This window comes from Roseibium sp. RKSG952 (assembly GCF_009711355.1).
In genome coordinates this window covers 48,823-66,526 of record NZ_SMMF01000926.1, presented here as the reverse complement: position 1 = coordinate 66,526, position 17,704 = coordinate 48,823, and the positions used below count along the sequence as shown (strand labels likewise).

The 17,704-nt window shown below is 59.1% G+C and carries 12 protein-coding genes; 2 read left to right on the top strand and 10 right to left on the bottom strand.

All coding sequences use genetic code 11. From position 1 onward, the window contains the following. Nucleotides 1–272: 272 nt before the first annotated feature. From E1297_RS23290 to E1297_RS23275, 4 genes are all read right to left on the bottom strand, one after another. The gene (locus E1297_RS23290; RefSeq protein ID WP_155142764.1) at nt 273–1,910 is read right to left on the bottom strand and encodes a fumarate hydratase; all 1,638 of its coding nucleotides are present in this window, start codon (nt 1,908–1,910) and stop codon (nt 273–275) included. A 148-nt stretch (nt 1,911–2,058) separates the two neighbouring features. Next, nucleotides 2,059–2,619, bottom strand: coding sequence for a YceI family protein (locus tag E1297_RS23285; protein ID WP_155142761.1), 561 nt, complete (start codon nt 2,617–2,619; stop codon nt 2,059–2,061). A 26-nt stretch (nt 2,620–2,645) separates the two neighbouring features. Further along, on the bottom strand, nt 2,646–3,230 hold the full coding sequence (locus E1297_RS23280) for a cytochrome b (RefSeq protein ID WP_155142759.1): 585 nt from the start codon (nt 3,228–3,230) through the stop codon (nt 2,646–2,648). A gap of 56 nt (nt 3,231–3,286) precedes the next feature. Beyond that, nucleotides 3,287–3,868: a YceI family protein gene (locus E1297_RS23275; protein WP_155142757.1), complete on the bottom strand. Its 582-nt coding sequence runs from the start codon at nt 3,866–3,868 to the stop codon at nt 3,287–3,289. 364 nt (nt 3,869–4,232) lie between these two features. Between E1297_RS23275 and E1297_RS23270 the strand changes: the two genes are divergently transcribed. Beyond that, nucleotides 4,233–4,955: a glycerophosphodiester phosphodiesterase family protein gene (locus E1297_RS23270; RefSeq protein WP_155142755.1), complete on the top strand. Its 723-nt coding sequence runs from the start codon at nt 4,233–4,235 to the stop codon at nt 4,953–4,955. Nucleotides 4,956–5,016: 61 nt separating this feature from the next. Here the strand turns inward: E1297_RS23270 and E1297_RS23265 are convergent, their stop codons facing one another. The 6 genes from E1297_RS23265 to E1297_RS23240 form a co-directional block, all read right to left on the bottom strand. Continuing rightward, the gene (locus E1297_RS23265; protein WP_155142753.1) at nt 5,017–6,474 is read right to left on the bottom strand and encodes an NAD-dependent succinate-semialdehyde dehydrogenase; all 1,458 of its coding nucleotides are present in this window, start codon (nt 6,472–6,474) and stop codon (nt 5,017–5,019) included. A 198-nt stretch (nt 6,475–6,672) separates the two neighbouring features. Beyond that, nucleotides 6,673–7,023, bottom strand: coding sequence for a helix-turn-helix domain-containing protein (locus tag E1297_RS23260; RefSeq protein WP_155142751.1), 351 nt, complete (start codon nt 7,021–7,023; stop codon nt 6,673–6,675). Nucleotides 7,024–7,238: 215 nt separating this feature from the next. Beyond that, nucleotides 7,239–11,588 (bottom strand): translocation/assembly module TamB domain-containing protein, encoded by a 4,350-nt coding sequence (locus E1297_RS23255; protein WP_196223389.1) that lies wholly within the window; start codon nt 11,586–11,588, stop codon nt 7,239–7,241. A gap of 17 nt (nt 11,589–11,605) precedes the next feature. Continuing rightward, nucleotides 11,606–13,462 carry an autotransporter assembly complex family protein gene (locus E1297_RS23250; protein ID WP_209015947.1) on the bottom strand — a complete coding sequence of 619 codons (1,857 nt, stop codon included), beginning with the start codon at nt 13,460–13,462 and terminating at the stop codon, nt 11,606–11,608. Between the two features lie 433 nt (nt 13,463–13,895). Beyond that, nucleotides 13,896–14,807: a bifunctional methylenetetrahydrofolate dehydrogenase/methenyltetrahydrofolate cyclohydrolase FolD gene (folD, locus tag E1297_RS23245; protein WP_155142745.1), complete on the bottom strand. Its 912-nt coding sequence runs from the start codon at nt 14,805–14,807 to the stop codon at nt 13,896–13,898. A 143-nt stretch (nt 14,808–14,950) separates the two neighbouring features. Beyond that, nucleotides 14,951–16,147, bottom strand: coding sequence for an AGE family epimerase/isomerase (locus E1297_RS23240; RefSeq protein WP_244327863.1), 1,197 nt, complete (start codon nt 16,145–16,147; stop codon nt 14,951–14,953). Nucleotides 16,148–16,399: 252 nt separating this feature from the next. Here E1297_RS23240 and E1297_RS23235 point away from each other — a divergent pair, with 252 nt between their 5' ends. Beyond that, nucleotides 16,400–17,530: a polysaccharide biosynthesis/export family protein gene (locus E1297_RS23235; protein WP_155142743.1), complete on the top strand. Its 1,131-nt coding sequence runs from the start codon at nt 16,400–16,402 to the stop codon at nt 17,528–17,530. Nucleotides 17,531–17,704: the final 174 nt, after the last annotated feature.

Sequence of the window (17,704 nt, the reverse complement as noted above, 5' to 3'; positions counted from 1 at the left end):
TTCGATTGGCTTCAATATGCAGAGGTCTTTTCAAAGGATAGTTCCGGCGCAATTATCACCGCTTGGTTCAGCTTGCTGGTTGCGGGCGCTGGAGTGGCCCCGAACGGCTGGTCAAGCTGAAAAAACATAAGGTGTAGACGCGTCGACGTTGTGTAAAACAGCCCGTCGGCTTAAGTGCGCAGCGCACAATCAAACAGATCGCAATTCGCGAAAGCGTTGAGCCGAGCGGGCCGTTTTCCAGTATCAAATGGACCTTTCGGGCCGGAGCAGTTCTAGCTCAGGTTCAATTCCTTGAAGAAGTCATTGCCCTTGTCATCGACAACGATGAAGGCCGGGAAGTCCTCGACCTCGATCTTCCAGACGGCTTCCATGCCGAGTTCCTCGAACTCGACCACGTCCACCTTCTTGATGCAGTCCTGTGCGAGACGGGCGGCCGGGCCGCCGATCGAGCCGAGATAGAAACCGCCATGAGCCTGACAGGCGCGGCGCACCTGGGCCGAGCGGTTGCCCTTGGCCAGCATCACCATGGACCCGCCTGCGGCCTGAAACTGGTCGACATAGGCATCCATGCGGCCCGCCGTGGTCGGCCCGAATGAACCGGACGGCATGCCTTCCGGGGTCTTGGCGGGGCCGGCGTAATAGACCGGGTGGTTCTTGATGTAGTCGGGCAGGGGCTCGCCCGCTTCCAGCCGGTCGCGCAGCTTGGAATGGGCAAGATCGCGTGCCACGATCAGCGGACCGGACAGCGACAGCCGGGTCTTGATCGGGTGTTTTGTCAGTTCGGCGAGGATTTCCGGCATCGGGCGGGTCAGGTCGATCTTGACCACATTGTCCGAAAGGTGTTCGTCGGTGACTTCCGGAAGATATTTTTCCGGGTGCATTTCAAGCTGCTCCAGAAAAATCCCGTCCTTTGTAATCTTGCCGGTGGCCTGACGGTCGGCGGAGCAGGACACAGCCAGCCCGATGGGCAGGGAGGCCCCGTGGCGCGGAAGGCGGATCACACGCACATCGTGACAAAAATATTTGCCGCCGAACTGTGCGCCAACGCCGGTCGCCTGGGTCAGCTTGTGGATCTCTTCTTCCATTGCCTTGTCGCGGAAGGCATGGCCGAGTTCCGATCCGGCCTCCGGCAGGGTGTCGAGATAACGGGCAGAGGCAAGCTTGGCAGTCTTGAGGTTCAACTCGGCCGACGTGCCTCCGATGACGATTGCCAGATGGTAAGGCGGGCAGGCGGCGGTGCCGAGCGTCAGGATCTTTTCCTTGAGGAACTCCACCAGCCGGTCATGGGTCAGGAGCGAAGGCGTACCCTGAAACAGGAAGGTCTTGTTTGCAGAGCCGCCGCCCTTGGCCATGAACAGGAACTTGTAGGCGTCCTCGCCCTCCGCATAGAGCTCGATCTGGGCCGGCATGTTGTTCTTGGTGTTCTTTTCCTCGAACATCGAGAGGGGCGCCAGCTGCGAATAACGCAGGTTTTTCTTGAAATAGGCATCGCGCGCGCCTTCGCCAAGCGCTGCCTCGTCGGCACCTGCTGTCCAGATCCGGCGGCCCTTCTTGCCCATGATGATGGCTGTCCCGGTGTCCTGACACATCGGCAGGACGCCGTGAGACGCGATATTGGCGTTCTTGAGAAGGTCGAAAGCGACGAACTTGTCGTTTTCGGTTGCCTCCGGATCATCAAGGATCCTCTTCAGCTGCTCCAGATGACCGGGGCGGAGGAAGTGGTTGATATCCTTGAAGGCTTCCTCGGCGAGCAGGCGAAGTCCCTCGCGCTCGACCACAAGAACCTCTTCGCCGTTGAAGGTTTCTGTCCGGACGAAGTCCGAGGTGAGCTTGCGGTAAGGCGTCGTGTCCTCGCCCTGCGGGAACAGGGAGCTGTGCTGGTAGTCGGGCGTGGTGACAGGAGCATTCATGGGAGGCTGCCTTTGGTCTCTGGTGCGCGAGGGATGCAAAGGCCCACGCGCCTTGGTCTGATTATGGGGCCTTCATAAGCCAAAAGGACCGGAAACGCCAAGCGCCCGGTCCCCGAAAGAAAAAGCGGTTTCGCCGTGACCGGCCCGTCTATTGCTGAACAGCCTTGAGGTCGAAGGAAACGGTCACGACATTGCCCAAAGTGTCCGAATTCACTGTTTTGCCAATGTCATAGTCGAGGCGCTTGACCTTGGCCTCACCAACCGCGTGGGCCTTGTTGCCGTCAATGTCGAGTGTGAAGGTCAGCTTGGCCGGATGGACGATCCCGCGAACCGACAGGGTGCCGTCGGCTTCATAGTTGTTGCCGCCGACCAGCCGGACGTTCTGGGACAGAAACTCGGCAACAGGAAACGTGTTGACGTCAAAGAAGTCCGCCCCGGGCAGCATGCTGTCGACTTCGGCAACGCCGGTGTTGATTGTGGTGGTCTGGACCTGCGCCGTGATCACGGCGGTTTCGAGGGCCGTGGGGTCAAGGTCGATACTCGCGCTCCAGTCCGGGAACGTGCCTTTAACCGTGCCATCGCCCTGTTTGACTTCGAATCCGAGCTTGCTCTCGGCCTCGTCCACGTCCCATGTTGCTGCGGTCGCCGGCAGGGACCCAAAGACGAGCGGCAACAGGGCCGTGGCAGCGATCAACTTAACCGTATGCATGTCTGACAATCCTTGTGAATTACGAACTATTGAGGGTCCCGGCCCGGCCCGGTCGAAATCATCCGGCGCAAGATCTGGTCCCGCTCAATGAAATGGTGCTTCAACGCGGCCGCGACATGAAGAACAAGCAATGCGATCAGAACATAGGCGAGCAATTCATGGCTTTCGGAAAAGAAGCCGGTGACTTGTTGCTTGCTGCCGAAAAAAGCGGGGACCGGAATATGCGGGACCTGCCAGACATTGAACAACAGGGTGGGAATGTTGAGCGGGGAGGTTGATACCATGAGCCAGCCGCTCAGCGGGATCAGGAGCATCAAGGCATAAAGGCCGGCATGTCCGAGTTTGGCGGCAGCCAATTCCCAGGCCTTGCTGGTTTCCGGCAGCTTGGGGCCAGGATTGACGGCACGCCAGGCGAGCCGCAGAACCGCAAGCGCGAGAACGACAATACCGAAGGACTTGTGCAACTGATACAGCTGAAAGGTCAGCGGGTTCGATTGTGGCATGCTGGTCATGATCAGGCCAAGCGCCAACATGCAAATGATCAGGACGGCCATGGTCCAGTGAAACAAAATCGCGACCCAGCCATAGCCGCTATAGGAGTTTCGAAGCATTCAGCTCTCCTCTGGCCCGAAAGGAAGGGGGCTGCAAAAAGCGCCCCCTGCCGTTGCTAGTTGTCTGCACTTTCCAGCGTTTCGGTATGGAACACAACAGTTACGTCATCTCCAACGAACGGGACGGCCTGATCCATTCCAAAGTCGGAGCGCTTCAACACGGTTCTAACGGCAAAACCGGCAGCCGGTTTCTTGGCCATCGGGTGTTCGCCCATCGCAGTCACATCAACTGTCAGGGTTACCGGCTTGGTAATTCCCTTGATTGTCATGTCCCCGGTGACTTCAAGCTGCTTCTCCGCAACCTGTTCGACCTTGGTGCTCTTGAAAGTGGCTTGCGGAAACTTGGCGACATCAAAAAAGTCGGAGCTTTTCAAATGCTCGTCCCGTGCTGGCCAGAATGTATCAAGACTGTCGGTATCGATAGTGAATTCAACGTAAGAATTGGACGGCTTTTCCTGGTCGATGAGCAATATGCCGTCCCACTCGCCAAACCGTCCGTCGGTCGTTGAATAGCCCAGATGATTGTAGGTGAAAGACAGGTTCGAATGGGACTTGTCAAAGTCATAGGCCACCTGTTCGGCGTAGGCGGCAGTCGACAAGAGAGACAGGGCGAAAGCGGAAGTTGCTAGGCGGAGCATGATCAATCCTTGGCGATAGGGTGCGAGCGCGGTCGGGGTCGAACGCGATGAAAGCAACATATTGGAGATTTTTCGGTACGCAATTTGACTGACTGTTCGGTATTTGTGAACAAATGACGATACATTGGCCGTTGTGTTTTGGTTTCAGCACGTCATCCAAGGCATGTCGCGGAAGAGGGCTACGTTTCCAGAAGCATACGATCGATCCAGCTTCGCGGAAAATTCCCGAACTGTCCCGGAAATTCTCAGTCACTGTCATCAGCCTATCAAGAAAATCAGGCACTCACGATCTACTTCCATCAAATCCGGGCGATAGGCTTGGAAGAGTCCCCTGTGCGCTTTGTTCAGGGATTAGGAGAGTGTTTTGCAAAAAGCTGCAATCATTTGCCATCGTGGAGCGTGCCTTGATGCGCCCGAAAACACTTTGGCTTCGCTGAATGGCGCCATTGAGCTCGGTGCTGATGTTGTGGAACTGGACGTCCGCACAAGCCGGGACGGCGTCTTGTATGTCCACCATGATGAAACCGTTGAGCGGACGACCGACGGCCACGGCCGCTTTGGTGAGTTGCTTGCGTCGGAAATCGATCTGCTTGATGCCGGCAGCTGGTTTGGCACGCAGTTCTCCGGTGAGCGCGTTCCGAGGCTGGATGTCTTTCTGGATGCGTGCATGGGCCGTATCGGCGTCTATGCGGAAATCAAGGACGCGGATCCGGGCCGGGTCCGGGACATGCTTGCCCGCCGTGGCTTGCTTGAAAAGTCCTGGACGTTTTCGTTCGATCAGTCGATTCGTGCCGAGACGCGTGCCAAGGTTCCGGATTTCCGCCGGATGGTGCTGTTCGAACATGTGGGCTCGGTCGCGCGTGCGGTGGCGCTTGATGCACATATTCTGGAGTTCCATGAAGACGACATCACGCCCGGGCTCGTGCAGGAAGCCAAGCGGGGGGGCCTGGTTACCCAGATGTTTTACGGCGGCGCTGAACGCGCTGTCTTTGAACGGGCGGTCCGCTGCGGGGTCGAACAGATGAACATCGACCATGTCGCGCTGTTCCGTGCCGTCGAGGCCGAGATGTTGTCCGCCGCGGTCTGAATGTTTCTGCTGGCATGGCGGCCGAAAAGCCGGGCTGGCCCGGCTTCCCGCTTTGCCTGTATCAGAACCCGAGGCCGCCGATACAGCTGTACTTGATGTTCAGATAGTCATCGAGGCCGTATTTCGAGCCTTCATTGCCAAGACCGCTGTCCTTGACGCCGCCAAACGGGGCGACCTCGGTGGTGATGACCCCTTCATTGACACCGACAAGACCATATTCGAGGTTTTCCATGACGCGGAAAGTGCGGCCGAGATCCTGTGTGTAGAAGTAACAGGCGAGGCCATATTCCGTGCTGTTGGCGAGTGTGATGGCTTCCTGTTCATCGGTGAAGCGGAAAAGAGCTGCAAGCGGGCCGAAGGTTTCTTCGTGAGCGACCTTCATGTCCCCGGTTGCACCGGTGACGATGGTCGGCTCGAAAAAGGTTCCCGCGCCTGTAATCCGCCGGCCGCCGGTTTTCAGGTGGGCGCCTTTGCCGAGCGCATCGGAGACGTGGGCTTCGACTTTGGAAACTGCCGCTTCGTTGATGAGCGGCCCCTGCGTCACACCGTCGTCGAGGCCGTTCCCTGGCTTCAGCTGTGCTTCGACCGCTGCCTTGAGTTTCTCGGCGAATGCATCATAAACCCCGTGCTGAACATAGATCCGGTTGGCGCAAACGCAGGTCTGGCCCGAATTTCGGAACTTTGAGGCGATCGCGCCTTCGACCGCCTTGTCGAGATCCGCATCATCGAACACGATGAAAGGGGCGTTGCCGCCAAGCTCCATCGAGATCTTTTTCATGTGCTTGCCGGCGTTTCCTGCGAGAAGCTTGCCAACCCGGGTCGAGCCGGTAAAGGTGATCTTGCGCAAGACGGGGTTCTCGCACATCTCCGCACCGATTTCAGCGGCGTCTCCGGTAAGAATGTTGATGACGCCTTTTGGAAAGCCAACCTTCCCGGCCATGACGCCATAGGCGAGCGCGGAGTAGGGGGTGAGTTCGGATGGCTTGATCACCATGGGACACCCGGCGGCCAAAGCGGCCCCGAGCTTGCGGGCAATCATGGAATTCGGAAAGTTCCAGGGCGTGATGGAACCGACGACGCCGACGGGTTCCTTTGTGACGATGATGCGCCGGTCTCCCCAGGGTGAGGGGATGACATCGCCATAGACCCGTTTCGCCTCTTCGGCAAAGAACCGGATGTATTTGACACCAAGGCTGATTTCCCCCCGCGCTTCGGCCATTGGCTTGCCCATTTCCAGGGTCAGCAAGCGGGTGAGGCCATCGAGATTGGCCATGATCTCGTCGCACAGCTTGTGCATCAGTGTTCCGCGCTGTTCGGCGGTCAGGGCCTTCCAGCCAGGAAAGGCCTTGTAGGCGGCGGCAATCGCGCGTTCTGTTTCAGCGCGGCCGCAATTTGGCACGGTGCCGATCACGCCGCCTGTCGCCGGATTCGTGACCTCGATCGTTCCCCCGCCATCGGCTGCGCTCCAGGAACCATCAATGAAGACCGCTTCACGAGTGAGTGCTGTATCGAGCGCCATGGCTTGTCTCCTTTGGCAAGATTGCCGTTTTCTCCCGTTGAAAGTGATAGGTCGGCTTCCACCGGCACCGCAAGGTCCGGAACGGGCAGATATTGTTTTGAATTCAGGAAAGAAAGGAATGAGGTTGCGCGGATACGCGGGGGGGGGCAAGGCCGGATGTGCGTCAAGAGTGGACGCTATCCGGCCATCACCGGAAAGTCAGGCGTCGTCGAGCCGCTGCTTCAGGCGCTCGATCTCTTCGGCAAGGGACAGGGCGTGCTTGTGCACACGGTCCAGAGCAAGCCGCATGCTGTCGAGATCGGCAGGCGCACCGTCATCTTCCACCGGTGCCGAGCCGCGTCCGATCAGGAGCCAGGTCGGGCTGACGTTCAAAAGTCCGGCGAGAAGCACTAGTTTGTTGGACCGAGGTTCGGACCGGTCGCTTTCCCAGCCTTGCAAGGTGGATGTCTTGACCCCAAGCCGCCGCGCCAGCTGCGCCGTCGACAGCCCCATGGCGTCCCGGGCCCTGCAGATCCGCTCACCCAATGTGTAGTCGGTGCTGCGCGACATGTATGCCTCACTTCCTTGCGGTTGTGTGCCAATGGCCACGTTGAATTCCCCTTTTGGGTTTGGACTGGACTGCTCCGACCGAAAGCGGGGCAGCTTCACCGTGAACCTTGCATGGCCGGTGGGCTGACTGCAACCGCCCAATGACGATGTGTCGGAGCGCGACAGGGCGGTGGCGGATTTTGGCAAGGGTATCGGCGGTTTTGACAATCCGGGTTTCAGTATTCACGTTCGATAAAGATACCGGCCTTGGAAGATCCGTCAGCGCCGACTTCTCCGCGCAACTTGACGCCGCGATCCAGTTCGATATCGACCTGCACGCGGCTGCTTCCGGTTCCGGTTCCCTGCTCGACACCCAGATAGATATTATCGTTTATGTATTTTCCAACCGCCAGCGCGGGTCCGTCATCGTCATCAATATTGAGATCAACGACATCCAGTCCGAGCGATTTGCGGATTTGGGCAAGGGGTCCGCTGTCACTGCCGCCGGTCAGTACCGCCACGGAGGTGGCCAATTCCACGATCTGTGTTGGCGACAGGGTTCCGACCGACTTGCCGAACAGAAGAAGCGACAGGACCTCGTCCTGAGGCAGGTCCGGCGATGAGGTGAACGCAATCTTCGGATCGTCCGCATTGCCGGTGATGCTGACCGTGATCGTGGTGTCGCTGACCGTGCTGGTGGCGGCAAAGTCGATCACCGGCGTCAGGGATCCGGAGAAGGTGATTTCACCTTTTGAAAAGGTCAGGCGCCGGGCAAGAATGTTGAGAAGTCCCCGGCGCAGCTCGAAAGCGCCGATCGCTTGCGGGGCTTGTGTCGTCCCGATGATCTTCAGGTTTCCGCCCAGTTCCGCGTCGAGCCCCCGGCCACGAACAAAGATCCGGCCCGGCGCGTTCAGGGTCACATCCAGGCGCGGCGGGTTGCTTGTGCCCTCGACCTTTTCGCTTCTGGGCTCGCCGCCGAGTTCGGCAACCTGTTGCTGGACGGCCTTTGGCGCATTCACATGCCGGACGATGACCGGCGATACGGTGCCGGGGAGGGTTTCGGGAATGGAAATGTCCGCCTTGTCGATGGTGACTGTTCCGCTGATCAACGCGGAATTGGTTGTGCCCGCAAGGTCTCCGGTCACTTTGATGTCGGCATCAACCACCGCCGTCACGAGACTGGCATCAACATATTTCGCCTTGTCGAGCTTGGCGCTAAGGTCAGCCGGCATGCCGGCCCCGAGCCCGATTGTGCCCGCAGCACTGAACGATCCGCCACTTGCAACCGCCCCGTTGAGTTGATTGATCGAAACGGCTTCCGGTGTGACGCTGACGGTCCCGGTCACGTCCTGAATGGTCACGCCGGTGTTCAGGCTGGTCATGCGCACGCCGGTGGGCGTTGCTGTCAGATTGTAGAGCGGCTTCTGGAAGCTGCCGGTGATCTTTCCCGCGATCCGGACCGAGCCCTCTCCGCGCAGTCCCGCCATGGTCAGGCGTTGGCGCAAGGCCGCCAGCGGCGCGTTTCCGTCAAGGGCGATGTCGAGGGTTCCCGGTGCTTTCAGACCGACTGTCCCTGAGGCGGTCATGCCAAGTCCGTTGCCGCCGTCCAGAACGGTTTTCTGGGTGATGATATTGTTTTCGAGGGTCCCTGAAGTGTTGACGGACACGGCAGCCAGGCCGTTATCACGCACCTGAGTTGCCGTAAGATTCGTGCCGTTGATGGTCCAAACAACTTTGGGGGCGGTTTTGCTGCCGGTCACCGTGACCGTACCGGACAGGGTGCCGTCCAGCCCAAGTCCCGGCTGCACGCTGTTGGCAAGGGCGACCGGAATGGATTTCAGGTCCGCCTTGAAGTCCAGTTTTTCACCAGCAGTGCCGCCAACCAGCAAGGAACCGCTGCCAAGCTTCAGCTCCAGCCGGTCGATCGATGCCGTTCCATCCTCATAAACAACATGGGCAGGGGCGACGAGATCAGTCTGGATATCGCGGTAACGGCCGGTCAATTTCAGGAGGTCTGCCTTTGCGCCCTTTGCTGTCTGCTCCAGCCGGGCTGAAAGGCTGACATCTTCAGGGGCGCCGCCCTCCGTCATTGCCGCCGTCGCATCGACCTTGATGCCTTTGCCGTCCGGGACAACAGTGATGGTGGCCGACTTGACCAGTGTCGAACCGGCGAGAATGTCGCCGGCCTTGACATTGGCGCGATAACTGTTGGTGTCGGTCAATGCACTGGTCGAGGCTTCCAATGTGAGTGCATCGATGTCGACCCCGGGGGCGGTCACTTTTTGGGCTGTGAGATCGACCTTCAATGCTTCCTGCCCATCACTGCCGGATCGGGCCACCAGATCTCCGGACAGCGCGCCGGAAATCTCGGTCAGGATCAAGGGGGAAAGTTCGCTCAAATCCGGTGCATCGATCCTGATTTGGCCGTCGAGCGTTTCCAGCGCCCGGCTCAGGTCGCCTATGGCCATTTTTCCGGTCAGGCGGTTGCTGGCCAGGCGAAAGTCGATCGGGTCGGCAACGGCTCCGTTGTCCTTGCTGACGAGATCGGCCGTGACATTCAGGGGAGCGCCCTTGAGGTCGCCCGAAACTTGCACCGATCCGCCCGGTTCCGTTTTCGAAAGGGTTGCGGATGCGGCCGCCTTCAGGTTCTTCAAAGGAGTGCCGGACAACTGGAGTTCGGAGGAACTTGCAACGAGGGACAGGGTCGGAGCCTCAAGCGTGCCTCCCGCTTCCACGTTAAAGGCAAGGTCGCCGGAAACTCTCGGATCGAGGCGCGACAGTACGCTGAGATCCCCGGAAAGGTCCGCCTGAATGTCTTCACCGGTTCGCGCCGCGTTTCCGGTGAGCGTCAAGCCATTGGCGCCGAGTTTCAGATTGGTTACCCTGATGTCGTTCAAGGTCTTGAGGGTTGCATCCGCGGAGACAACGGTCTCCCCGATCAGCAAGCCGTCAAGCTTTTCCATTCCGGTTTTCGCGTCCCGCGCGGACAGGGTGATCGCGCCCGACCCTGTCAGGTCGGCCGGATCAAGATCTGCGGAAAAGGAGGTGCGCGCCGACCCTGCCAGTGTTCTGCCTGCGAGGCCAGACAGGCTTGCCAGATCCGGCACCTCCAGCACCCCGCTGGTGACGATCTGATCAAGCGACGCAGTTGTCTTGTCGAGGTCAAGCTTGGCAACCGGGGTCTCAAGCGCGGCCCTGTCGAGGGTGAGCACCCGGTCCGTTCCGTTGGCGAGGCCCCTGGCTGTGAATGTAATGTTGCCATTCAACAGGCCGAGTTTCTGATCTGCTGCCGATATGTCCGTGGCAGCCACATTTAATTGGAAGGGTACCGCGAGGATGGAGGGGTCGAAATTGGCGTCTTGCCCTTGGGCCTTGACCGTCAGGTTTCCGATTTGACCTTCGGTGGTTTGAAGCGTTTGCGCGGACAGGTCCGCCGACCAGGCAGCATCGTCAAGCCGCCCGTTTGCTTCGGCCTTGAGGCTGAGTGGGCCTGCAGCAATACGGCGCTCGTCAATGTCGAGTGCAATCAGGGAATCTCCGCCCGCAGCGATCAGAATGTCGGCCGTCGCCGACAAGGCCTGACTTTCAGGGTCATAGGTTCCCGAAAGATCTGCCTTCACCGTTTGGGTTTCGAGGGTGGTCTGCACAAGCGTGGGAACAAAGGCGTTCGTAAGATCGATTTCGCTCTTCAGATGAGTTGTTCCCTGAACAAATCCGCTAGCGATCGGCGGTGCGAGCGGGTCGATCTGGCCATCGAGATCAAGCGTCAGGCGCCGGGCGTTTGCGGTCTTCAGAATGCGTGCGGATCCCGTGGCGGTCTGACGTCCATCCAGCGCAACGCTCAAATTGGCCGCCCAGTCATCGAGAGGCCCGTCACCTTTGAGCTCAACGTCGAGCGCAGGCAGATCCTGAATGTCGGCGGCGCGGGCAACAAGGCCCCCGCGGGGCTCCTGGATCCGGATGTCGAATCTCAAGGTTTCGTCCGCGGGCGCAAAGGCAAATGTTGACGTGATCTCACCCGCAACGCCATCAATCCGGGTGACGTTCAGGTCCGCCGCCAGAGTAAGCGGGGAGGGTGTCACGTCCATTGCGGCATTGATGGCCAGCGCGATTTCCGACCCGGCGAGATCGGCGCCGAGGTCAAGTTGGGGCACGGAAATGCGATCGACCTTCACGGAAAGGCCAAGAGGCATTGAAAAGCCGCCTTCGCCTGTCTTCCGTGTCCGGGTGCTTTCGGCTGGCTCTGCGGCAGGCGGCCGGACGATGCTGATCCGCTCTGCAACCAGCCGGTCGACGGTTACTCGGCGTGAAAGCAAATCCAGCGGGGTCCAGTCGAGGGCCGCGTTGTCGACTTCAAGCCACTCGCCTTGAGGGTCTGCAATGGTCAGTCGTGTAAATTCGATATCCAGCCCGAAACCCGCCTTGAGCCCGGACAACGTGATCTCTCGTTCGTCACTGCTGGCAAGCGAACTGACCACCGACGACACGAATGTCTGGCCAACCGGGAATTGCAGGAAAGCAAGCAGCGCAAAGGGAAGCGCCAAAATGATCAGCACCACCCACAACACACTGCGAACGAAACGCATCAGCAAGGTCATGGTCCTCAAAAGGCCTGGCTCAGGCCGACATAGATTGCAAAATCAGGATCGTCTTCTTCCGGTTCGAGCGGGATGGCCGCATCGAGCCGAAGGGGGCCTACCGGTGTAAAGTAACGCAATCCGGCGCCCACGCCCACCTTCAAGCCTTCCGAGAAATCCGGAAGCGTTCCTTCAAACGCATTGCCCGCATCGACAAATGCGACCGCGCCGATGGTCTTGGTGAACTGCAAACGCAATTCGCCTGACATGGTCAGAAGCGACCGGCCCCCGGCAATCTCGCCATCGACCCGCGGCCCGACATTGCGGTAGGTGTAGCCGCGAATGGACCCGCCCCCGCCTGCAATAAACCGGCGGCTGGCCGGAATTTCCTGAATTTCGGGGCCGATGATCGACCCGCCCGTGACCTTTCCAGCAAGAATAAACCGCTTCGCCCGGTCAAGCGCCAGATAGCTCGAAACCGTGCTCTCCATGAACATCATGGAATTGCCCGAGAGCGTGTCATAAGCCGGTTCGCCGAACAGATAGGCATAGATGCCCTTGGACGGGTTCAGCTTGTCATCGCGGCTGTCATATGTGGCGCTGGCAGGCAGTCCAGCCAGAAGAAACACGCCATGTCCGAAAACATCGTCTTCGTTTGCGTAAAACAGTTCGCCTCCGGCGCGTCCGGTGAGCCGGTCACTGAACTTGCGGCTGAGATGGGCTTCAAAGGTGACGTTCCGGCTGGTGTAGGAATCTGTCGAATCCTGTGCGGCCTCGAGGCTCGTCGTAAAAGTCGTGAGTGGCCCGAATGCGCCCGGCTTCTCGAATGTGACCTTTGCCGAATATTCCATGTCATCGGCGCTTGTTGCTCCGATGCGCCCGACGGTACTGTCGAAAGACAAGGATTCTCCGCGGCCAAACAGGTTGCGCCGGGTCCAGTAGGCTTCAAGGCCAAGCCCGTCGGTGCTTGAGAACGTGGAGCCGGCACCGATTGTGTGACGCTTTCGTTCAGAGACTTCGATGGTGATCGGCATGATCCCGTCAACCGGCGAAATATCGCCCTCGATGAAGTTGATTGACGAAAAGATCTCCAGATCCTCAAGCCGTTTCCGGGCCTTGCTGATTTCCTCCGGCGAATACACGGTGCCCACCGGGAGCATGGCTTGGCGGGACACAAATCCAGGTTTGGTTCTGTCGGTGCCGGTGACCGAAACCTGTCCAAACGTGGCTTTTGGTCCAGCTTCCACCTTCAACTCAACGTCCAGCAGCTTCGTTTTGTGGTCGGCAATGATCACGCGGTCGGCGATACGTGCCGTCGGATATCCCTTATCCCGCAGGCTGGTGATGATCATTTTTTCGGCAGACAAAATTTCACTGGAGCGGGCTGGCGAACCGGGTTTCAGGCCCCAGTGAACGGGATCCGCTTGAAGGCCGGCGGTCGCCGCATCGGCATCCGTTCCGGTGATCGAAATCTTGCCGAACCGGAACAAAGGGCCCTGATCCACCGAGATCGTGACTGGAAGCGGCCGCTGACTGGAAACCTGCCCCGATTCAAGAGCATCTTCCAGCGGTGTTCCTGCCAGGCGGATGGAGAGCGTGCCCCCATAATAGCCGGAGGTGTAAAGGGTTGCGACGATACGTTCACGATCCGACAGCGCGCGCGCGATCAGACCATCCGTGCCCGAGGGAAGTTGCTTTTCCTCCGAAATCAGCAGGGACGCGGTTTCCAGGCTTTTTTGCAAGTCCTTGTCAGGTGTGGCCAGCACGAGTTCCGGCTTGTAGGGGAGGGGATCCGGAACAGGGTCCGTCTGTTCTTCTTTTGAACCCCACAGGCGGAGACCGAACAGCTCAAAGGCCAGGGACGGGCTGGAGGTCAGTGTCAAGCAAACCAGGAGCGTGAAAACAACGCTGACAGCCAGGCGGGACTGCCTTCTTCCACGCCATGCCAAAGGGCGCGCCAGAGGAGCAACCTCTGCCGCCGGCATCGTTCCGGAAGCTCTCTTCATCCGAAGAGACGCGGGAGACGGTCTACGCACCACTTGATACCGCCTGTTCAGGTTGGGGCCACCCGTTCGATGGTCGCCATACGGGGGAGTGCAAAACGCGAAACAGCCCCCAACTAGTTGCTCAGCCCTTTGTTGACGCTAGAGCAAGTTGGTTAAGAGTTCCTATCACCCTAACGCGCAGAGCGTCTACAAAGTTGCAAGGAGCTGCCACTTTTCAAGTGATTGGGTGACTTTTCTGCCGCAGCGGCCAAAGCGAAAACGGCCGCTCGATGGCGGCCGCTGTTGCATTTTGGTCACGCGTGATTGTTGCCTAAAACAGCGGAGTTTCCTCCGGAAGCCCGAGCTGCCGGCGGGCAGCTGTCAAGGTGTTCGCCATCAGCATTGCGATGGTCATAGGCCCGACGCCGCCAGGCACCGGTGTGATTGCGCCAGCGTGCTTGACCGCCTCGTCAAAGGCGACGTCACCGACAAGACGGGTCCTGTCCGGCCCCTTTTCGGGGGCTGGAATGCGGTTGATGCCGACGTCGATCACAGTGGCGCCGGGTTTGATCCAGTCACCCCGGATCATTTCGGGACGCCCGACTGCCGCCACCACAACATCCGCTGCACGCACAACATCCGGCAGGTCCCGGGTCCGGCTGTGCGCGATCGTGACCGTGCAACTTTCTTGCAGAAGCAGGCTCGCCATCGGCTTGCCGACGATATTGGATCTGCCCACCACAACGGCATTTTGACCGGACAGGGTGTCGCCCAAGGTGCGCTTGAGCAGAACCAGGCTTCCGGCAGGCGTGCAAGGCACCAGTGCATGATCCCGCTCTCCGGTGGTCAGGAGGCCAACATTGACGGGGTGGAAACCGTCGACGTCCTTCTCCGGTTTGATCAGGCGCAGCACCTTGCTTTCATCAATATGCGCGGGCAGCGGCAGCTGTACCAAAATGCCGTGGATCGACGGATCGTTGTTCAGCTGGTCCACAAGCGCGAGAACGTCGGCCTCGGGTGTCTGCGCATCAAGGGTGTGCTTGACCGAGTGAAAACCGCAAGCTTCCGCAGTCCGGTCCTTGTTGCGTACATAGACCTGGCTTGCCGGGTCCTCGCCGACCAAAACGACAGCCAGTCCCGGCCTTGTTCCCTGGCTTTCGACCAAGGACGCGGCGCGGCGGGTGATTTCGTCTCGAACGGATGCGGCAATGGCCTTGCCGTCGATGATACGGGCGTCTGACATGTAAATCCCTGGATCTCTTGCTTCGTGAACCATGCAACAGTGGATGGCGGGACCCTATGCTCAAGGGCGTTGAAAGGGAGGCCGCATTTGCGTCGCGATTTGCTCTGGTTTCGCCATCAGGCCAAAGGGTGGACGCAATCGTCTTAGCTGGCGCGGAGATCCTCCGCGAAAGCATGTAATTCGCTGATTGCGCAGAGGATATGATAAAAGCTGCTGGCTGGAGCGGGTTCCTCAACAAAACTGCCGTCCGGCCGCATCTTGTCGCGCCACAGTCCTGCCGATACGCCATCAAGGTACATTCGCAAGGCGGCAACCGAGCGCAGTATATCGTTCAAATAGGCGTCTTGCTCGGGTCCGACCGAGATGCGCGCGAGAATGATGGCGGCCTTGATCCATTCCGTCTGGCCCCACAGCCGGGCAATCGGATCATGGACCGACATGTCGTCGTTCAGGGCCATGATTGCGACCTGGCGGTCCGGGTCGACGCCGAACTGCTCTCCGATCTGGTAAAGGCGGCGGGCGGCCATCAGCGCATCTGCCCGTTTGCGCAAAAGCCCCCATCGGGCCAAAAGCCAGGCCCACTCGAACTGGTGGCCCGGTTCCATGATCCGTCCGGATGTGCCCGGCATCGGTGACCAGTTCAGGTCGAAGAACTCCCGCAATCCTCCGGTCAACGGATCGATAAAGCATGTCAGGGCCAGATCTGCGATTTCATCGGCAAGCTCGCACCACACCGTTGACGTATCGGATTGTTCGAGTTCGAGCGCTGCCTCGAACAGATGCATGTGCGGATTGGAGCGCAGCGGCGCCTTTGCCGGGCTCGCTTCCTGAAAACCGCCGTCGGAGTGAGAATATGTGGCGCGCAAATGCTGCAAGAGGCTGCGGGCCTTGTTGAGGAATGTCCCGCCCTGTTCCGGTTGCCTGCGTGCCACGCAGCCATATGCAAAGAGTGCAAAGGCTTGATTGTAGAGGTCGAAGGCCTCGTTCTTCTGCCCGGTTTCCGGATCGCGGGAGCTGATTGAGGTCTCGTCTGCCGTCAGATACTCGCCGAGGTAAAAGTCCAGCGCCTTGCGTGCGATCTCATGGCCCGGCCCATCCCATCCAAGAGCTGAACTTTCGAGATACACATAGATTTGCCTTGGCTGCACCCGTGCCCTGCGCGGCGCCGTTGTTGCGCGGGGAGCTTCAAGTGTCACGGTTTCGACGAACTCGCCGGTTTCCGCGTCCCGTCCGGCTTCCGCCCAGACGGGCAAGGCATCATTGAGTAGCCAGGAATGCAACTCGCCTGCGGCCATGATGACCTTTTGCTCCAGGGTCTGTTCTTCCAAGGGTAATGACATGAGATGCTCCTGTCCTGCCGGATCGGGCAGCGTTGGGCTTGTATGTGTACCGGTCACTCCGTTTGCAATCAAGGGTCGACCCTTTCGGGTAAGAAAAAGTCAAGTCCTGCCAAATCGTTAACAAAATCATGGGTAACTGTTGCAGGGGGACAACAGCCGCCGTGCAAGGCGGGGATTATTGTAACCAGCCTTGGACATCCTGGCTTTGCTCATGTTACGACCACGGCACTTGGTTGGGTGGAACGGATAAGAATGAAGAAGTTTTCAGCAATCGCCGTGGCTGCAGCACTTGCAGGTTGTGCGGCTCTCCCGGGCGATGGTCCGTCCGCAATCAACATTACCAGCCAGGATATCGAATCGAATTCCACGGTCGGCGACTATTCCGTTATCAAGTTGACCAGCGCCAATATCGGCATGATCAAGAGCTATCGGCCACTGGCATTCGCGAACCAGTTCAAGGGTGTGGGCGGTGGCGGTTCAAGCGCGTTGCTTGGTGTCGGGGATGTTCTCCAGATCGGCGTTTGGGAAGCTGCTCCCGACGGACTGTTTTCAAGTGCAGCCGAAGGCGCAGGGGCAATTCCTGCGACAATTGACGAGACAGGGTTCATTTTTGTTCCCTATGCCGGGCGCGTGCGTGCTGCCGGTCTGACCATTGAAGGGCTGCGCGAGTCGATCCAGCAAAAGCTCATCGGCAAGGCGGTTGAGCCGCAAGTGCTCGTGACGCTGAAGCAGAAGCTGAGCAAGACGGCGGTGGTTGTCGGCGATGTGATGAAGCCGGGCGTCTATCCGCTGGCTCTCAAGAACACCCGGCTTCTGGATCTCGTGGCGACAGCCGGCGGATCACGGGAAGCGACATATGAAACAGTCGTGACGCTGAAGCGTGGCAACCGGTCGGCAACGACCCGCCTTGAGCATCTGATCGAGTTTCCTGAAAACAACGTCCTGATCTCTCCGAGTGACAATATCCTTCTGTCGCACCGTCCGCGGACGTTCTCGACCTTCGGTGCTGTCAAGGGGAACGAGCTTGTTCCGTTCCGGACCCAGACGGTGACTATGGCCGAGGCCCTGGCAACCGTTGGCGGGCTGAACGACAACAAGGCAGACGCGACCGGGATCTTCCTGTTCCGCTTTGAAGACAGCGAACTGGTTCGCCGGCTCCAGCCGGAACAGGCCGCCTTTACGTCTGGGCGCGTTCAGGTGCCGGTCGTTTACCGTTTGAACCTGCGCAATGCCAACGGCTTCTTCCTGTCCCGGGATTTCGAGATGCGGGACAAGGATATCCTGTTCGTGTCGAACCATCCGACCGCGGAACTCGGCAAATTCCTGCAGATTATCGCACCGTTGATCAGCAATTATTCGACGGTGAGCAATCTGGGCGACTGACCTGTTTCAAGGCCAGTCTAATCTGAGTGTCAATGCGGGAGCGGATACTCCCGCATTTTTGTTAGTCGATACCAAATTCAAAGTGACCAAGGCCGTGCCAAGTCCGCGTGTATTCCTGTTCCTTCAGGGTCCCCCCTCGATATTTGCGCGTACGGTGGCGGATGAGCTCGAAAG

Excerpts from the sequence above, each read along its gene's own strand:
- E1297_RS23265 (WP_155142753.1), bottom strand. The coding sequence starts at position 6,474 with ATGGCGCTCGATACAGCACTCACTCGTGAAGCGGTCTTCATTGATGGT.
- folD (WP_155142745.1), bottom strand. The coding sequence starts at position 14,807 with ATGTCAGACGCCCGTATCATCGACGGCAAGGCCATTGCCGCATCCGTT.
- E1297_RS23260 (WP_155142751.1), bottom strand. The coding sequence starts at position 7,023 with ATGTCGCGCAGCACCGACTACACATTGGGTGAGCGGATCTGCAGGGCC.
- E1297_RS23240 (WP_244327863.1), bottom strand. The coding sequence starts at position 16,147 with ATGTCATTACCCTTGGAAGAACAGACCCTGGAGCAAAAGGTCATCATG.
- E1297_RS23285 (WP_155142761.1), bottom strand. The coding sequence starts at position 2,619 with ATGCATACGGTTAAGTTGATCGCTGCCACGGCCCTGTTGCCGCTCGTC.
- E1297_RS23290 (WP_155142764.1), bottom strand. The coding sequence starts at position 1,910 with ATGAATGCTCCTGTCACCACGCCCGACTACCAGCACAGCTCCCTGTTC.
- E1297_RS23275 (WP_155142757.1), bottom strand. The coding sequence starts at position 3,868 with ATGCTCCGCCTAGCAACTTCCGCTTTCGCCCTGTCTCTCTTGTCGACT.
- E1297_RS23235 (WP_155142743.1), top strand. The coding sequence starts at position 16,400 with ATGAAGAAGTTTTCAGCAATCGCCGTGGCTGCAGCACTTGCAGGTTGT.
- E1297_RS23255 (WP_196223389.1), bottom strand. The coding sequence starts at position 11,588 with ATGCGTTTCGTTCGCAGTGTGTTGTGGGTGGTGCTGATCATTTTGGCG.
- E1297_RS23280 (WP_155142759.1), bottom strand. The coding sequence starts at position 3,230 with ATGCTTCGAAACTCCTATAGCGGCTATGGCTGGGTCGCGATTTTGTTT.